Source organism: Cutibacterium equinum (assembly GCF_028021195.1).
In the GTDB taxonomy this organism is placed as follows: Bacteria; Actinomycetota; Actinomycetes; order Propionibacteriales; family Propionibacteriaceae; genus Cutibacterium; species Cutibacterium equinum.
The window spans coordinates 2,154,639-2,171,860 of sequence record NZ_CP115668.1; the positions used below are offsets into that span (position 1 = coordinate 2,154,639).

General features: G+C 59.3%; 19 protein-coding genes and 1 pseudogene. 4 read left to right on the top strand and 16 right to left on the bottom strand.

Going from position 1 to position 17,222, the window contains the following annotated elements:
* Positions 1-81: 81 nt before the first annotated feature.
* Complete coding sequence (locus tag O6R08_RS09820; protein ID WP_271417941.1) at positions 82-708, top strand: RDD family protein; 627 nt, start codon at positions 82-84, stop codon at positions 706-708.
* Between the two features lie 85 nt (positions 709-793).
* Here the strand turns inward: O6R08_RS09820 and ykgO are convergent, their stop codons facing one another.
* On the bottom strand, positions 794-916 hold the full coding sequence (gene ykgO, locus O6R08_RS09825; protein ID WP_071346306.1) for a type B 50S ribosomal protein L36: 123 nt from the start codon (positions 914-916) through the stop codon (positions 794-796).
* Positions 917-1,086: 170 nt separating this feature from the next.
* On the opposite strand from ykgO, the gene O6R08_RS09830 reads away from it, so the two are divergent.
* Positions 1,087-2,181 carry a VanZ family protein gene (locus O6R08_RS09830; RefSeq protein ID WP_271417942.1) on the top strand — a complete coding sequence of 365 codons (1,095 nt, stop codon included), beginning with the start codon at positions 1,087-1,089 and terminating at the stop codon, positions 2,179-2,181.
* Between the two features lie 52 nt (positions 2,182-2,233).
* On the opposite strand, the gene arcC is transcribed toward O6R08_RS09830, so the two are convergent.
* The 3 genes and pseudogenes from arcC to O6R08_RS09845 form a co-directional block, all read right to left on the bottom strand.
* On the bottom strand, positions 2,234-3,166 hold the full coding sequence (gene arcC, locus O6R08_RS09835; RefSeq protein WP_271417943.1) for a carbamate kinase: 933 nt from the start codon (positions 3,164-3,166) through the stop codon (positions 2,234-2,236).
* A 23-nt stretch (positions 3,167-3,189) separates the two neighbouring features.
* Positions 3,190-4,194: an ornithine carbamoyltransferase gene (locus O6R08_RS09840; protein WP_271417944.1), complete on the bottom strand. Its 1,005-nt coding sequence runs from the start codon at positions 4,192-4,194 to the stop codon at positions 3,190-3,192.
* Between the two features lie 213 nt (positions 4,195-4,407).
* Positions 4,408-4,587 (bottom strand): annotated as a pseudogene (locus tag O6R08_RS09845) (arginine--tRNA ligase); the annotation flags it as partial.
* Between the two features lie 84 nt (positions 4,588-4,671).
* Here O6R08_RS09845 and O6R08_RS09850 point away from each other — a divergent pair.
* On the top strand, positions 4,672-4,848 hold the full coding sequence (locus O6R08_RS09850) for a hypothetical protein (protein ID WP_237721899.1): 177 nt from the start codon (positions 4,672-4,674) through the stop codon (positions 4,846-4,848).
* A gap of 1,208 nt (positions 4,849-6,056) precedes the next feature.
* Here O6R08_RS09850 and O6R08_RS09855 read toward each other — a convergent pair.
* Complete coding sequence (locus tag O6R08_RS09855) at positions 6,057-6,689, bottom strand: hypothetical protein (RefSeq protein WP_271417945.1); 633 nt, start codon at positions 6,687-6,689, stop codon at positions 6,057-6,059.
* Positions 6,690-7,892: 1,203 nt separating this feature from the next.
* Between O6R08_RS09855 and O6R08_RS09860 the strand changes: the two genes are divergently transcribed.
* Positions 7,893-8,204 carry a hypothetical protein gene (locus O6R08_RS09860; RefSeq protein WP_271417946.1) on the top strand — a complete coding sequence of 104 codons (312 nt, stop codon included), beginning with the start codon at positions 7,893-7,895 and terminating at the stop codon, positions 8,202-8,204.
* Positions 8,205-8,739: 535 nt separating this feature from the next.
* Here the strand turns inward: O6R08_RS09860 and O6R08_RS09865 are convergent.
* The 11 genes from O6R08_RS09865 to O6R08_RS09910 all read right to left on the bottom strand — a co-directional run bounded on the left by O6R08_RS09865 (position 8,740) and on the right by O6R08_RS09910 (position 17,150).
* Entirely contained in the window at positions 8,740-9,219 is a 480-nt protein-coding gene (locus tag O6R08_RS09865) for a DNA ligase (RefSeq protein ID WP_271417947.1), read from the bottom strand.
* Positions 9,220-9,432: 213 nt separating this feature from the next.
* Positions 9,433-9,678 carry a hypothetical protein gene (locus O6R08_RS09870; RefSeq protein WP_271417948.1) on the bottom strand — a complete coding sequence of 82 codons (246 nt, stop codon included), beginning with the start codon at positions 9,676-9,678 and terminating at the stop codon, positions 9,433-9,435.
* Between the two features lie 355 nt (positions 9,679-10,033).
* Positions 10,034-10,348 (bottom strand): Tox-REase-5 domain-containing protein, encoded by a 315-nt coding sequence (locus tag O6R08_RS11465; RefSeq protein ID WP_408640105.1) that lies wholly within the window; start codon positions 10,346-10,348, stop codon positions 10,034-10,036.
* An 84-nt stretch (positions 10,349-10,432) separates the two neighbouring features.
* Positions 10,433-10,672 (bottom strand): hypothetical protein, encoded by a 240-nt coding sequence (locus tag O6R08_RS09875; RefSeq protein ID WP_271417949.1) that lies wholly within the window; start codon positions 10,670-10,672, stop codon positions 10,433-10,435.
* A gap of 466 nt (positions 10,673-11,138) precedes the next feature.
* Positions 11,139-11,717: a DNA ligase gene (locus tag O6R08_RS09880; protein WP_271417950.1), complete on the bottom strand. Its 579-nt coding sequence runs from the start codon at positions 11,715-11,717 to the stop codon at positions 11,139-11,141.
* A gap of 58 nt (positions 11,718-11,775) precedes the next feature.
* The gene (locus tag O6R08_RS09885) at positions 11,776-12,591 is read right to left on the bottom strand and encodes a hypothetical protein (RefSeq protein ID WP_004809520.1); all 816 of its coding nucleotides are present in this window, start codon (positions 12,589-12,591) and stop codon (positions 11,776-11,778) included.
* Positions 12,592-13,354: 763 nt separating this feature from the next.
* Complete coding sequence (locus O6R08_RS09890) at positions 13,355-13,822, bottom strand: hypothetical protein (protein ID WP_271417951.1); 468 nt, start codon at positions 13,820-13,822, stop codon at positions 13,355-13,357.
* Between the two features lie 284 nt (positions 13,823-14,106).
* On the bottom strand, positions 14,107-14,631 hold the full coding sequence (locus O6R08_RS09895) for a hypothetical protein (protein ID WP_271417952.1): 525 nt from the start codon (positions 14,629-14,631) through the stop codon (positions 14,107-14,109).
* Between the two features lie 312 nt (positions 14,632-14,943).
* Positions 14,944-15,471: a hypothetical protein gene (locus O6R08_RS09900; protein ID WP_271417953.1), complete on the bottom strand. Its 528-nt coding sequence runs from the start codon at positions 15,469-15,471 to the stop codon at positions 14,944-14,946.
* 312 nt (positions 15,472-15,783) lie between these two features.
* Positions 15,784-16,029: a hypothetical protein gene (locus tag O6R08_RS09905; RefSeq protein WP_271417954.1), complete on the bottom strand. Its 246-nt coding sequence runs from the start codon at positions 16,027-16,029 to the stop codon at positions 15,784-15,786.
* 593 nt (positions 16,030-16,622) lie between these two features.
* Positions 16,623-17,150 (bottom strand): hypothetical protein, encoded by a 528-nt coding sequence (locus O6R08_RS09910; protein WP_271417955.1) that lies wholly within the window; start codon positions 17,148-17,150, stop codon positions 16,623-16,625.
* Positions 17,151-17,222: the final 72 nt, after the last annotated feature.

A 17,222-nucleotide genomic window follows, 5' to 3' on the forward strand; every position in this document is an offset into this window, starting at 1 on the left:
CGCAGCACGATGTCTGATGATCCGCCCCACTGGCACGGTGGACACCATCCCGATCATCGCCCAATGACGAGGAAGGACATCATGACCAGTCAACAGCTCATCCTTGGTCTCATTGCCATCGCCATTCTCATAGTCCTCGCCATCCCCACCCTCATCGTCAAGACTCGCAAGGAGCACAAGTCATCAAGCCCCACAGGGAGCGCAGGTGAGTCCAGGCCGGCAACAAGGGGGCAGCGATTCGGTGCCCTGCTCGTCGATGTGATGTTCGTGTTCGCCCTCAACGGCATCGGGTGGGGCCTCTTCACGGGCGGCACCGCGCTGTACGAGCTCAGCGACATCACCCGCACGACCGCCATCGAGTCGGCCATACACCCGATCGGCACCGCACTTCTCCTGGCCATCAATATCGGTTATGTCATCGTCTCTGCGGCGGGACGCTTCGGCTTCTCGCCTGGAACCAACGCCATGCATCTCGCGTGGGTTGACGCGGATGGGCGCCCGTCTGGACGAGTTCACACCCTCGTCATCGGTGCGGCCTTCATCCTCTCGGTCTTCGGCAAGACATCAGTTGGCATGTTCGCGTCGATCGGCATCGTCATCCTGTTCCTTGAGGCCGTCTCGCTGCTATGGGACGAACGGGGCATCATCGCCAAGATCATGCATCTCCATCTCGTCGACGCGAAGGCCACCACGGCACGCGCGCAGTGACGCGGTGACGCAGCGATCGCCCGTCTCAGATTGAGACGGGCGATCGCTCATTCCCGGCCGTCGCCGGGGCAGCCAGCGCGTGGGCTCAGCCCTGACGAGCCTTGAACCGTGGGTTCTTCTTGTTGATGACATAGACACGGCCACGGCGGCGTACCACCTGGGAGCCGGGCTGGTTCTTGAGGGATCGCAGGGAGTTCCTGACCTTCATGATCCTCCTGTTCGTCATAGTCTCACATAGTTGATAACGGTTCTCATTATCTTAGCGTCCTTGTCAAACAGCCCCACAACCCAAGTTCGACTTGGTTTTCGTTCCGCGGGAGGATGCTTGCCGATACCCTGCCCTGTCATATTGGCCTTAGCCCATCGCTGGAAGGACTCATGCTCGCAAAGTCACTCATCTCGGTACTCATTGGCGCAGGCATCAGCGTCGTCGCATTCGTCCCCGTACTCATCCACCAGTTCAGGCGCTTCGGCGCACCCTCTTTCGGACGAATGGTGCTGATCTTCACCAATTTCGTGTACGTCAGCGCGCTCATCGCCTACACGATCTTCCCGGTGCCCCCACTGTCCGATGAATACTGCGCAGCCCATCCGCGTCGCTTCATCCTCGATCCCACAGAGTACTTCCGCGACATGGCCCACCAGCTCGCCGGCGAACCCATCACGCAGGTGCTCACCAGCCCGCCAATGCTGCAAATGGTGCTCAACATCGCCCTTTTCGTTCCACTGGGCTTTTTTGCCGTCCGATTGCTCCGGATGCGCCCCTGGGCCGCGATGCTGTTCAGCCTCGGAACCTCCCTAGGCATCGAGCTCACCCAGTACACCGGAAACTGGTTCCTATCCAACTGCCAATACCGCGTCGCTGACATCAACGACCTCATCACCAACACCCTCGGTGGCGTCCTCGGCGTCCTCGCCACGACGTTTGCCCCGCACTTCTCGCAGGCCCCAGAAACGATGGAGAAGCAGGCCGACGAGCCGCGCGCAGTCACGAAGGGACGACGGTTCCTCGCCCTCCTCATTGACGTCTGGTGGGTTATTCTCATCGACATCGCAGCCATGGGCGTCACAGCCGCGATCGTGATGGTCATCCTCTACCACAACCCTCAGAACAAGGCTGCCGCCGAACATGCCCTGACGACCTACGGGACATCGCTTCTCGTGGCTTTCAACCTCGTCTACGTCATCATTGCCATGACTGGACGCCTCGGCGTCTCTCCGGGGATGGGGACAGCCCACCTGGCCTGGACCACGTCCCGCGGGGTGCCCGCAGGCCGACGTCACAGCCTCGTCATCGGTGTGGCCTTCATGTGCTCCCAGCTCGCCAACACCAGATTCAGCATCCTGGCGACTATCGGAACAACCGTCCTGGTCGTCGAGGCCATCTCGGTGTTGTTTACCGCGCGTGGCCTGATCGGAAAGATCATGAGACTCAACCTCGTCGACGCCCGAACCATCGAGGAACGTCCATAATTGTCACGAGTGCCGCAGACATCCACGTCTGCGGCACTCGTGCGTGAACTGATCAGTGAAGCTCGACGTCTCCAGATGAGTCGGAGACGATCGCCGTCCCGCAGGTACCATCAACCAGACCGCGAATATCCTCGAGGGAACCGATCACAGCACGCTTTCCGGTCGCCAGGGCGAAGTTACAGGCTGCCCGCACCTTCGGCCCCATCGACCCCGCCGCAAACCTCGCATTCAGGGCGTCCTCGGCACGCATCTCCTTGATGAACGTCTGATCGGGGGTACCCCAGTTCTCATAGACGCCGTCAACGTCGGTGGCGATGACGAGCAGATCAGCCCCGGCTCTCACCGCCAACTCCGCCGATGCCAAGTCCTTGTCGATGACAGCTTCGACACCATGAAGGTTGCCCTCCTCGTCGAAGACACACGGAATGCCCCCGCCGCCCGCACACACGACCAGGACGCCGGAATCGACCAGTTGACGGATGGCTTTCTGCTCGACGATGTTGCGCGGCTGGGGGGATGCCACCACTCGGCGGTAGTACTCGCCGTCGGCAGCGATGGACCACCCCTTCTCGGCTGCCAACTTTTCGGCAGTCTCCTTGTCGTAGACCGGACCGATCGGTTTGGTGGGGTTGTCGAAGGCAGGATCATCGGCGTCGACGACCGTCATCGTGATCATGGTGACGATCTGCTGCTCCTTGGGCATGACATTGCCGAGCTCCTGCTCGATCATGTAACCGATCATGGCTTGGGACTCGGCGCCCAGCACGTCCAACGGATAGATGCCGACTTCCTGGTAGGCCGTCGACTGCAAGGCCAGCAGCCCCACCTGGGGGCCGTTGCCGTGAGCCACGACGACCTCATGATCGACGGCGACCTCCTTGATCCGCTCAGCCGCAATCCTCACATTGGCGCGCTGATTGTCTGCCGTCATGGGTTGACCACGTCGCAGCAGAGCATTGCCGCCCAATGCGACCAAGATTCTCATGGGTTCTTCCTCCCGTCCCACCGTCAAGCCAGGGAGGCGACCATGACCGCTTTGATGGTGTGCATGCGGTTCTCCGCCTGGTCAAAGGCGATGCACGCCGGGGACTCGAAGACCGACTCGGTGACCTCGATGCCATTGGTTAGCTGCGGGTAGGTTTCGGCGATCTCGGCGCCCACCGTCGTCTCGGCGTTGTGGAAGGCAGGCAGGCAGTGCATGACCTTGACACGCGGATTGTTGGCAGCCTTGACCAGATCATCGTTGATCTGGAACGGCATGAGGGTGTCGATCCGCTCGCCCCAACTCTCCACAGGCTCACCCATCGACACCCACACATCCGTGTGAATGAAGTCGACGTCACGGACGGCTTCCTCGGCCGACGCCGTGACAAGCACCTTGCCACCCGATTCCTTGGCCCACGCCTGGCACTGCTCGACGAGTTCAGCCTCGGGCTGCAGACCCTCCGGGGCTCCAATCCTGACGTCCATACCGAGCTTGGCACCCAGCAGCAGGAGGGAACGGCCCATGTTGTTTCGACCGTCGCCGACGTAGGCGAACGTGATCTCGTGGAAGGGCTTGTGAGCGTGCTCCTGCATGGTCAGGGCGTCGGCGAGCATCTGAGTGGGGTGAAACTCGTCGGTCAGACCATTGAACACCGGGACTCCAGCGTATTCGGCCAACTCCTCGACGACGGATTGATGGAACCCGCGATATTCGATGGCGTCATACATGCGTCCCAGCACCCGGGCGGTGTCCTTCATGGACTCCTTGTGACCGATGTGGGATCCACTCGGACCCAAATACGTCACGTGTGCGCCCTGATCATGGGCCGCTACTTCGAAGGCGCACCGGGTGCGGGTCGACGATTTCTCGAAGATGAGGGCGATGTTCTTCCCCTCGAGCATGGGCTGCTCGGTCCCGCAATACTTGGCCTGCTTGAGCTGGGCAGCGAGCCGGACGAGGAACTCGATCTCCTCGGTGCTGTGATGTGCCAGCGACAACAGATGACGATTCTTCAAATTGAATGCCATGACGTTCATCCTTTCCCACATGTGCCTGAGTGGTCATTCACCCAGGCAACGACATGACGATGCGCAAGATGGGCGACGTTACCCATCGCATCACGGACACAACCAGCCTAACAGCCGCGACCGTGTCCGATCATCGGTGGGGACTAACCGACTCGACGCGTGCGCACCACCGTCGGAGTGCCATGATCACATTCGGTCGGGAGCGTCAATACCCAACAAGTCCAGACCGCGAGCGTGGGCGTACTGCAGGTAAGGGCCGGTGTCGCCAGTGGTCTGCACCATACGCTCGGCGTCGGACACGTAGTCCTTCTGCAAACCATTCGACAGGTCGGCGTACTTGATGGCAGCCAGGGCAATATTCGGCGCAGTGTGGGTCTCAGCCCCTTCCAGCAGGCTCGCCGAGGTGACCGTGAGCTGGCGATAATCTTCACCGCATGGTGCTGGCCAAGTGTGAAGGCATCTGGGGTTACACCGCCTGTGTATCTGCTGGCATGCGCGCAAAGATCGAGTAAGCACACCATCTCGCCATCAAAGTCCACCGAGAAGATCGACGGCGTCGTGGCCACCATCATGGCCGTCGACCGCGCCATCCGACGAACAGGCGACCACCACACCAGCAGCGTCTGCGGCCAGTTCGGACTACTGGTGCTCTGAGCAGACACGCTGCTTGCGACCGAAGTACAAGTCAGCATCTGACTTTGATGCATTCTGCAGAATTTCATTTTCCGTGAAGCGGATCATTCTGTCCCCGAACTTACATTCTAAGTGGAGATGCCAGACAACTGCATTATGATTTGGAGCTTCACCGGCGATTGAATGGGTAGGGAAATTGTTGAGCAGCATTTCTACAAGACCCGTACCGATACCTTGCCGCTGGCGTGTCAACTCCACATTCGACAGCACGAAGCTGTCATCTCGGAGTTTCATCCATACCATACCGAGGGACCGCCCAGCACCATCACAGAGGGAGAGTACGGCTCGCGGCGCTGGCAGACGATCACCGTCAATCGGCGTCAGACGGACGTTTGACCTGCACAGGACGCGGACACCTCTGGAGGTTGTGTATTCGCCAATGACGACCATTGATCTTCTCTCGTTCTCGTTTGACTCAATCTTCCCACCGATAGGAGCGCGAATGGTATTGAATCGCCCCGGGATATCCCGAGACTCTGAACTTTGGAAAGGTCGGAGTTATGTCAGTCAACACGAACAAGCGCTACCCCGCTGAGTTGAGGACCCGGGCGGTGCGGATGTATCCCGAGATCCGACCGAAACTGGAGCAGCCCTACTACGCTGTCCACACCCCGCCCAGAAGGAGCTGGAACTGTCACACCACTGAGTTCCCGGACTCACCGGGGCAATTCAAGATACTTCTTGAGTGTCGGCTGGGCCTCACACAACCCCTAGTCTGCGTCATGAACGGCAACTGGTGTTCTTCGGCCCTGGTTCCGGGATGCGGGTGCTTCGGTAGAGGAATCTTGCGGTCCGACCTGGCTAGCGGACGCCTTCCTCATACCCGTGCACCAGCGTGAACTCGGGGTCCCTCACATGCTGCGCCCAGCGCGCAGAGCCTCTTGTTCGCTACGCCCTACCTGCCAAGCCGGATTGACCACCGATTCACCCAATTGGCACCGCTTTGCCCTTCGACAGGGATCCCAACACTGTGATCAACGTCTTGAGAGGCAATGCCCAGCGTAGCCGCCGAGAGCCCCTCGTGAGACAGCAGCCATGCGCTGGCGATAGCTTCATGGTAGTTGTCACGCCTGCGACACCATCCAGCAGGCGCGCCGGCAGCTCGCCGTCGAGCCCGGCCACGACCCAAAGTCCGGGCTACTGCCCACAGACGCGTCTCGCAGGAGCGGTCACAACTGCTGCAGCGGTGGTGGCACGAACAGCTCACGGGTGCGAGAAGCCGCCACCCAGGTCCCCTCCACAGCCATGGAGCCGTCCCGCACGAAAACTTCCACTGCCGCCAGCGCCTCTGCCTCATCGCAGAACCACGCCATCGGGAAGAAGAATGACTCCCCTGCCAGTTTCATCGAGACCGCAGTGGGATCATCCGGATCAGCTCCCACTCGCACCATCAGGTGCTCCTGCAGCGTCCGGCCCTTACCAGCCGTATGCATGACCACCCACCCGTGCGAAGTATCCCTCAGCACACGCAACTCACTGCCGTCGCGGCGAAACACCCCCATCAACGACCCCGGCTCCCCAAGAGCGGAAAGCAAGGGCGCCGCAGTCACATCCTCAACCGCTACGCGCTCCCGCTCGGACACCACCACCGTGCCCAAACTCCCCGGCTCGAGCCTACCCCGCAGCCCCCACAACCTCTGGATCACCGTTCCTCCTCCAACGCCGCACAACAACGACAGTGCCCTGACAACGATCCACGCCGAAGACTGCTCCCTGGGCAAGATCAGCAGCCCCACCACAGCCGCCACAGCAGCAACGCCACCCCACCAGCCTGGCAACAAACCCACAACAATCCCTGCCACGATCCCCACCAGCACCATCGCCAGCGACCAAGCAACAGGCAGCCACACACACGCCACAACCAAGGCTGCTACCCCACAGCCCACTGACCACCACAAACGCGACCGCTGTGCCGCCGGCCACCTCACCGACCCGCTCATCACGTCAGCACCGGAAGAAGCGTAGTAATGCCCCCGATACCCGCTGAGCCGATCACACTCTTCGCGTTGGGTCCGAAAGACTTCAGCCGCGTGCCGAAGTACGAGTACTGACTGAGCGTCGTTGTGCCCGGCGAGGTGGGAACAGTATGCCCCAACAACGCCGTCCAGCCAGCGCCAACGAGAGTGGACTTCCCAGCAGACTTCCAGTCGATGTCCTGCCCTGGATCCGCAATCAATTGTGCTACCAAATCCCCTCCGCCTGCACCCGCCGCACTCAACGCAACCGTGGACCCTACTGCAAGACGCCCGGCAGCTTAGCCGGTCAGTGCCTTGGCGATGGTGCCACCTTCAGGACCAGCCACTCCGGAAATACCGCCGGCAACGAACCCACCAGCGAAAAAACCAACATAACCGCGCACCGTCGCCGGCCCATCATGGCCTAGGCCATATGCAAGCGTACTCGCTCCGCCACGAACGGCCCCATTCACCAGGGAACTCGCGGCAACCGCCCACACACCGTTAGTCGAAGCAGCCCGAACGGCACCAAGTTCCGCACCGCCGATCCCGCCTAGCGCAACACTGACGCCGACCTGTACCCAATCCACACCGCCTGCAGCCACCCTCTGATAGATCGTGTCGCCGGCCCGTTAGCGGTCGGCCCATCGTTTGACAGTGGGCCACGAGACCTGGACCCTCGTGGCGATCCTCCTGGCTAAAAACGTCCCCATTCCCGTTTATAGAAGGTGCCATCAATATCGGGGTCAAGCACTGCGTTCCGCCAGAAATCGCTAGTAAAATCACATATCCATCGCCCTCTGCCAGAACAGCATCACGCTCCTCAAGCGAGGTCAAGTGCTTCGGGTTGGGGACTAGCGTGACCTCCAATGACGACTCCCGAACCAATAAAATATCGTCGAACGTCAACACTAGCACAGGGCACTGACTCAACAACGGTAAGCCATCGGCCCAGAACACCCATACCAATCCATTTGGACGCAACTGCGAACGAACCTGCCCCAAATCCCGGGCCGGACACTTCCATGCACGAAATGCGCTATACCCATAGTGAGAAACCTCGATCACTACAACATCAACATCGACAAGGATTTCCTCTCGAGAATTCCAGAAGTTATCGTCGGCCTCCTCTGTAATGAAATGAAGATCCTCGTCTTCTCGAGATACCTGTGGCCACACGTCAAAGCCCATACACGCTGGCCCGTCCAACTCCAACCTGAGTTCGCGGGGACCGGCATCGCACAGCATGATCGCCCCACACGAATCGTGGTCTGCACGGATCCACCACCCATCACCGACAAGAGTGCAACCCCATTCGTAGTGGCGCAGGCCCTCCACATACCACCGGATCGCCTCGTGTGACTCCATCTGCCGGCCAGTCCACAACGTAGGCTCATCGTCAGGAACCTCCGGAAACCAGCGCAAGTCCGACACACGCAAGCTCTTCTGGTCCAATTTGTCGGCCACATAGTTCAAGAACGACGCCACACCATCCAAGTACTCCTCAAAGTTCGGATCATCCTCGATATCGCCCTTATCCTAATCACGCTTCAGATAAAACTGAATTTCCGTACCAATAAGTTCACTGCCCGTCGCTTCCGCACCCTTTCCAGCGACACAGTCTTCCCTTTTTTAAAATTCACACTATAGGTACCCATGCGTTTCCCATGCATCAGATCTTCCACCGATGCAGTCCCTCGAATAGCCCTTGACCATGACGGGTGTTATCGATCGAGATCGCGGTCGGCATCCTCTTCGGCTTCGGATGCTCAAATACAGCCTCCCCATGCGAGACAACTCCACGAACCTTCTTAGAACCAAGTTCCCCCGCTTACGAACTCTTACCCACCAACGCGATGGCCATACCAGAACCAAGACCCTCTGCTAAAAACCGTGGCTATGCCTTTTTGCCGCGCTTGCCCTCAGCAGCACGATAGTTCGCGACCCCCTCACCAAGCGCAATCTCGCCAGCCAACGACCTCTGCACAGCATCAGCACCCACCCGCACCGACGCCACCGGCGTCCCATCAAAATACGTCACCCGCCCCGGCGTCACCGCCCGCAAAGCCTTCGCCACCTCATTAAAAAACCGAGTCATCGACTCAAGTTCCGGATCCCACACCGCCGACACCTGATCAGGCTGCACCGCGCCATCAGGCCATCGAGCCAACTTGACCCATGCAATGGTCCCACCTTCTGGCTCATCCGGGTCCTTCGGGCTTGTCCGCGTAGCCAACCCCGGATCCACCTCCGGAGACCACAACACCAACATCGGCCCGGCGATCTGTGATGGCGAATCAACGATCGCCTCCGCAGGCAGCGGCAACGCGAGCAAGTCGCGATCAAGCAACTTCGTGCCCGGCACACGCGAACGCACCTCCTCCCACGCCCGCCCCCGATCCACATCAGTAAGAAACAACCGCAACCGCCGCGTCCGCGTACCCATCCCTCAAACCTCTCTTCCACCTATTTCCGCCCCCTAGGCTTATTGATAGCAATCACCGTCGCATTGCCGCCTGGCCCCGGAAGATCGTTGGCCGGTCGATCACCGGCTCCAACTCAGCGCTCCGCAGCAAACACCCAGTGACACTCAGTCGTGGTCGGGGCGAGCGAAGAAGACTCCCTCTTCTGTTGTGCGTATGACCCGCGCCGCCCGCACAAAATCCGGATACGAATCATACGTGTCCCGCGGCGCATAGTTCACCGCCGATAAAAGAGATCCGTCGCCAAGCATCGGCTCCAATTCCGTCCTCCCGCAGTTAACATACTCAGGCGAAAAAATGCGACAGGCCATCTCTGTCATCGCCATGGCCACATCCTCATCATCCTCATCCACGTTCGCCGGTGATCTCCTCCCCCCTGCCGCGAAGCGAAACAAATTCTTCCGCTTCGCATAATCATTCGCGCTGACGTTCACGCGAAGAGGACCCTGCGGGGCCCAGATAGAGGCCAAGCCCCCGTCGGCCACGAGATTTCGGACCAACTCGTGCTCGGTCACTACTGGGGTGGCCAACGCCGCCCGTTTCGAGTCTGCAGTAAATCGCCATTCGCTCAACTCAGGATAAAGACCACCCACCTGATTACACCACTCAACCACACGCGCGGCAACATCCTCCATCTCCCACGAAGACGGCCGCCAACCACACCTCAATGACCACATCACACATCATCTCCTGTTCACAACAACGAAACTACCTAAGAAAAGGCACATGACTGATCTTAATCTTCGTAGAAATGATCTTACGCGCCGCCCGAGCAGCCTCTTCTTCGGCAAATATCCAATGGATGGGCGTTGACCCCGCCGCCTCTAGCTGGTGGAGGGCCGTCTTCTGGAGCTTTTTAGCAGCCTTACTCCACTTCGCGGGTAGTAGTTTCTCATATCCGAGCCCCTTGGCATCAATGAGTTCTCCATTCTGGAAACCGTCAAACTCGACGCCATTGACATAGTAGCCTTCAGGGCGACCCGTGATCTGCAACTCATAAGCTCGAAAATTAGGCCTCAACATGGGTCTTTATATTGCCATCACACCCTTCGCACTCCGCTCACGGACAGCTCCACGCCGGGAGGCTTCACGGTTCTCCTGCCGGAATCAGGCCTCCAAATTCTCCTGCGTCTCTTCATCGAGATAGGCCGCCATCGCGGCCAGCCACGACGGGATGTCGTCGAAGGTGTCTACCAGCGAGCCTGCGTACCAGAATACGCGGCCTCGCCCTCCACGATCCGTCTCGAGGAAGAACTGATCCACGTCAGAGCGACTAGCTGCAGCCAGAAAACAGTCAGCCAGCGACGGGGTATCCGTCGCGAGCTGATTGGCCGCTTCGGCAATCATGCCCGGGCGAGAACGTAATTCAGGCCGCCCAAATAGTACGCAGTCTTGATAAAAGGAAGGCCATCCGTCAGCAAGCCGGAGAACCTCCACGTAGGCTTCGGGCACCTCTGGGTGATGACGACGGACATCCCAACACTCCGACTCACTCAAGCCAGGCCGAGGACCTTCATGCTCCCACATGGGCCGAAGATCAGACGCCGTCCACCGCTCGTTGGCGGCACACAACTGCGCCCATGCCTCACTGAGGTCCATCGAGACTACTCCCATCAAATACCGAGCCACTCCCCGCGTCGACCTTCATTCAGAACGCACCCCGGGGCTGGAAAAGCCTCCTCTAGCAGGATCCTATTCCCCGAAGACCTCATCGTCGGTGGGATGCCCCGCCCTATGAGCGTTGGCCCGCCAGCCCGCCCGGTACCAGCCCGATCAGCTTCAAAACGAAGAAGTTTCCCAATCGGTATCCGGGCTACTTCTTGGGACGGCTCTTCTTCTCGGCAACGCGATAGCGCGCAACCCCCTCACCAAGCGCAATCTCGCCAGCCAACGACCTCTGGGCAGCATCAGCACCCACCCGCACCGACGGGACCGGCGTCCCATCAAAATACGTCACCCGCCCCGGCGTCACCGCCCGCAAAGCCTTCGCCACCTCATTAAAAAACCGAGTCATCGACTCAAGTTCCGGATCCCACACCGTCGACACCTGATCAGGCTCAACAACGCCGTCATCATGTCGCGGGCCCCGCTTGACCCATGCAATGGTCCCACCTTCTGGCTCATCCGGGTCCTTCGGGCTTGTGCGCGTGGCGTATCCCGGGTCCACCTCCGGAGACCACAACACCAACATCGGCCCGGCGATCTGGGATGGCGAATCAACGATCGCCTCCGCAGGCAGCGGCAAAGAAATCAAGCGGTTATCCAGCAACTTCGTGCCCGGCACACGCGAACGCACCTCCTCCCACGCCCGCTCCCGATCCACATCAGCAAGAAACAACCGCAACCGCCGCGTCCGCGTACCCATCCCTGGAACCTTTCCGCTCTCAGCCACGCCTTCTTAGCACCAATCCGCTCGAAAGATTACGCGGATCGGCCATAGCAGCCGCAGCCTACTGAAGAGACGGGGAATCAGTGGCGGGATCTGTCACATCGATCCCGGCTTCCAGCGCCGCACGGAGCGCCTCCCGAGCTGATACGGGATGCGCAACTAGCTCCACCATCCCCTCAGCCACAGCGCGCAAGTCAGGTCCAGGCCCAGTCGCCACGAGGTGAGTAGCATCGACATGGAATTCCAGATGCCGCCTACGGGTCGGCTCAAGCCACGAGACCATCGAGGCCCACCACGCCGCATCTGGCACGATGCCCATACCTTCGAGGGCGGGACCCAGCACAGCCGCCGCTCGGTTCAGGTCCAGTTTCAACTCGCCTCGATGAATGGTCACGATGCGAGAAGCCCCCGCAGCGCCCCCACTGCCAGGATCGACGAGCAGCCAACCCTGGGCATCGGCAACCTGCAAAGCCAGACCCCACGAACTCAGCATCTCGTAACGCGGAAGCGGCTCCACTGGCGAGTCAAGGAGATGACCATGCTCATCCACAACCCGGTTCTCCATGCGGAAGTGATGGACCGCTAGACGTTCACCGGGCTCAAAATCCAAACTCGCCACCCTGCGGAACCACTTCCGGCGAAACTCCTTCTTGTTCACCAAGACATAGGAGCCAAGCCTCCTTGACGCCTGCAAGCACGACCGATCATCCCCAAGATCCACCTGGCTGGCATCAGCATCGAACTGATACATCAGAACCACCGGGGCCTTCACCATCTCCAGATCAGGATCAATGACTCGACCCAAGAACTCCTGCTCCCCGACACAGATCGCGGTCACATCTCCGGCATGGGGAACAAAGCCCTTTTCATAATTCATCTGCTCAACCAAGAAAATTCTCCAAACCGTTCTTCTCGAGAATATCTATACCATGCGCAACAGCCTCAGCATGAAATAGACTCATACTCTATATATAGAGTGAATTGTATTTAGCCAGCCGCCATCTTTCTCAAGTCTCCGCGCAAAAATGATCTTCTCCGCGGCAGATCATCCGTCCGTATTCCCCACGCCCCTCCATAAGTCGCCCAGCCCGGCTAGGCCAAAAGGCCAATCTGGTCCACCCGAGCACCCGCATCCCGGAACCAGGGTCGAAGAACACCATATGATAGCGCTCTGCCATCTCCGGCAACACGGGTACCGACTCCTGCATGAGGCTGTTCCCCAAAGCCACATGCAGCAACTCTCCCGAAGCCTCCGCCAGCAACGGCATCGCCGCCCACACACAACTCTCGTCATCGCGCTCCGGCAACTCCGCCGTCACCTCTGCCAGGAACGCACGAACCACAGGCCCAGCAGGACCACGCTGAGTGCCCTTCAACCGTTCGTAGCAAGCCGCCCAATCGGCGTCCGGCCCGTTGTCGCACAGACCCTCTGGCCAAAAGGCCACTACATAACTCACCGAGCCCCCATCCAGAAATCTCGCAACTGCGGGGGGATCACGCTGTCCTGCGGCACAGCAGCGACCATCTTGCCACCGCACATACGATCAGCTAATTCGAACTCACTGCGCTCGATCTTCTTCCTACGCTTCCGCGCCAGCGTGCGCGGCACACCTTCCATGACAAAGACTGGCGCAAAACCCTCAGCCAGCCAGTGAGGCACCTGTACCCCCCACTGCCAACACATCCAACTGCAACCATGACGACACAACACACATCGCAGCCTGTTCCCCAAGTGAACACGTCTGTACCCATTCCGCTGCCTGGTCCTCACCCAGCGCACGCGCAGCATCAACAAAGACCCGCAACTCGGTATCTGAGCCAAACGCCGGAATCGCCTTTCTTTGATTTTTCGTGAATGGTGCCTTGAGGCCATTCTTCACCTCTACGAAAATGAAGTTGCCCTCAGCATCCCTTAGCAGTAAGTCCGGGCGGATCCAACCCGTCAAGGACGCATTATGCGCCAGCACCCATCCGCCGTCGCCGGCAACGTAGTAGTCGTGCAGGACCTCGACTGCGATGTTGTAGACCGTGGCGACCTCACCAGTGGCTTGGACCGGCAGACCAGCACCAGGGCATCCGCTCAAGAAAGCCTCGACCGCAGTTTTCATCTCAATAGCCGTGCCACACTGCTCAGGAGTGACCTCCGAGAACGAGCCGAAACACGTCATCTGGGTGGCGTGACCCAAGACAGGCTGTGACCCGAACCGTGTCTGGTAACGCCTCAACCGGTGCCCACGACTCCACCCGGGATAACGACTCCTCACTGTCAAACTATGAGGAACTTCTCGCAGCCGAGCAGCGAGCAGGGACAGTCACCGCACCGAAACGATGATTCTCGCAATGGCCTCTGTGGGCTCAAGACAGGTCGAGGCCCTCGACCCGCGAGCACCTGTTAGTCGTTGTCGGGGCGAGCGAAGAAGACTCCCTCCGCTGTCGTACGTATGACCCGCGCCGCCCGCACAAAATCCGGATACGAATCATATGTGTCGCGCGGCGCATAGTTCACCGCCGACAAAATAGAACCGTCTAGAAGCCTCGGTCCTAATTCCGCCCTCCCGCAGTTAACATACTCAGGCGAAAAAATACGACAGGCCATCTCCGCCATCACCATGGCCACATCCTCATCATCCTCGCCCACGACGCCCGGTAAGCTCCCCATTGCCACAAGGCGAAACAGGTCCTCCCGCTCCGCATAAGTATCCAAGTCGAGGTGAACGTTGAGATCACCCTGCGGGGCCCAGATAGAGGCGAAGCCTCCTTCGGCCACGAGACGTCGGACCAACTCTTGCTCAATAGCCACTGGTGTGGCCAACACTGCCCGCTCCGAGTCTGCAGTGAATCGCCATTCGCTCAACTCAGGATAAAGACCACCCACCTGGCTACACCACTCAACCACACGTGCAGCGATCTCCTCCATTCTCGGAGAAGATAGCTGCCACGCACACCTCAATGACCACATCACACATCATCTCCTGCTCACAACAACGAAACTACCGAATACAAGGGACATGACTGATCTTAATCTTCGCAGGACCCAGCCGACGCACCTCTGAAACAGCCCTGTCTTCGGTAAACATCCACCTGAGATAACGACTCCTCACGGTCGAACGATGAGGAACTATTCACAGCCGAGCAGCGAGCAGGGACGGTCACCGCGCCGAAACGTTGCCTCTCGCAATGGCCTCTGTGGGCTCAAGACAGGTCGAGGCCCTCGACCCGCGGCCACCTGTTAGTCCTCGTCGGGGCGAGCGAAGAAAATCCCCTCCGCTGTGGTACGGATGACCCGCGCCGCCCGCACAAAATCCGGATACGAATCATATCTGTCGCGCCGCGCATAGTTCACCGCCGATAAAAGAGATCCGTCGTCAAGCATCGGCTCCAATTCCGCCGTCCCGCAGTTAACATACTCAGGCGAAAAAATACGACAGGCCATCTCCGCCATCGCCATGGCCACATCCTCATCGTCCTCATCCACGTTCGCCGGTGATCTCCTCCCCCCTGCCGCGAAGCGAAACAAATTCTTCCGCTTCGCATAATCATCCGCGTCGACGTCCACGCGAAGAGGACCCTGCGGGGCCCAGATAGAGGCGATACCCGCCTTGGCCACGAGACGTCGGACCAACTCATGCTCGGTCACCACTGGTGTGGCCAACGCCGCCCGCTTCGAACCTGCAGTAAATCGCCATTCGCTCAACTCAGGATAAAAACCACCCACCTGGCTACACCACTCAACCACACGTGCAGCAACATCCTCCATCTCCCACGAAGACGGCCGCCAACCACACCTCAATGACCACATCACACATCATCTCCTGCTCACAACAACGAAACTACCGAAGAAAAGGCACATGACTGATCTTAATCTCCTCAGGACCCAGCCGACGCACCTCTGAAACAGCCCTGTCTTCGGTAAACATCCACCTGAGATAACGACTCCTCACGGTCGAACGATGAGGAACTATTCACAGCCGAGCAGCGAGCAGGGACGGTCACCGCGCCGAAACGATGATTCTCGCAATGGCCTCTGTGGGCTCAAGACAGGTCGAGGCCCTCGACCCGCGGCCACCTGTTAGTCGTTGTCGGGGCGAGCGAAGAAGACTCCCTCTTCTGTCGTGCGTATGACCCGCGCCGCCCGCACAAAATCCGGATACGAATCATATCTGTCGCGCCGCGCATAGTTCACCGCTGACACAAGAGCACGGCCGTCAAGCATCAACTCCAATTCCTCTTTCCCGCAGTTAACATACTCAGGCGAAAAAATGCGACAGGTCATCTCCGCCATCGCCATGGCCACATCCTCATCGTCCTCATCCACGTTCGCCGGTGATCTCCTCCCCCCTGCCGCGAAGCGAAACAAATTCTTCCGCTTCGCATAATCACTCGCGCTGACGTCCACGCGAAGAGGACCCTGCGGGGCCCAGATAGAGGCCAAGCCCCCGTCGGCCACGAGATTTCGGACCAACTCGTGCTCGGTTACCACTGGTGTGGCCAACGCCGCCCGCTTCGAACCTGCAGTAAATCGCCATTCGCTCAACTCAGGATAAAAACCACCCACCTGGCTACACCACTCAACCACACGTGCAGCAACATCCTCCATCTCCCACGAAGACGGCCGCCAACCACACCTCAATGACCACATCACACATCATCTCCTGCTCACAACAACGAAACTACCGAAGAAAAGGCACATGACTGATCTTAATCTCCTCAGGACCCAGCCGACGCACCTCTGAAACAGCCCTGTCTTCGGCAAATATCCACTCGAGATAACGACTCCTCATGGTCGAACGATGAGGAACTATTCACAGCCGAGCAGCGAGCAGGGACAGTCACCGCGCCGAAACGAGATTCTCGCAATGGCCTCTGTGGGCTCAAGACAGGTCGAGGCCCTCGACCCGCGGGCACCTGTTAGTCGTTGTCGGGGCAAGCGAAGAACACTCCCTCCGCTGTCGTGCGTATGACCCGCGCCGCCCGCACAAAATCCGGATACGAATCATATGTGTCCCGCGGCGCATAGTTCACCGCCGATAAAAGAGAGCCACCCGCAAGCATCGGCTCCAATTCCGCCCTCCCGCAGTTGACATACTCAGGCGAAAAAATGCGACAGGCCATCTCTGTCATCGCCATGGCCACATCCTCATCATTCTCGTCCACATTGGCCGGTGCTCTTCTCCCCCCTGCCGCGAAACGAAACAAATTCTTCCGCTTCGCGTAATCATCCGCGCTGACGTCTACGCTGAGATGACCCTGCGGGGCCCAGATAGAGGCGAAGCCCCCGTCGGCCACGAGATTTCGGACCAACTCGTGCTCGGTCACCACTGGGGTGGCCAACGCCGCCCGTTTTGAATCTGCGGTAAATCGCCATTCGCTCAACTCGGGATAAAGACCACCTACCTGGTTACACCACTCAACCACACGTGCAGCAACATCCTCCATCTCCCACGAAGACGGCCGCCAACCACACCTCAATGACCACATCACACATCATCTCCTGTTCACAACAACGAA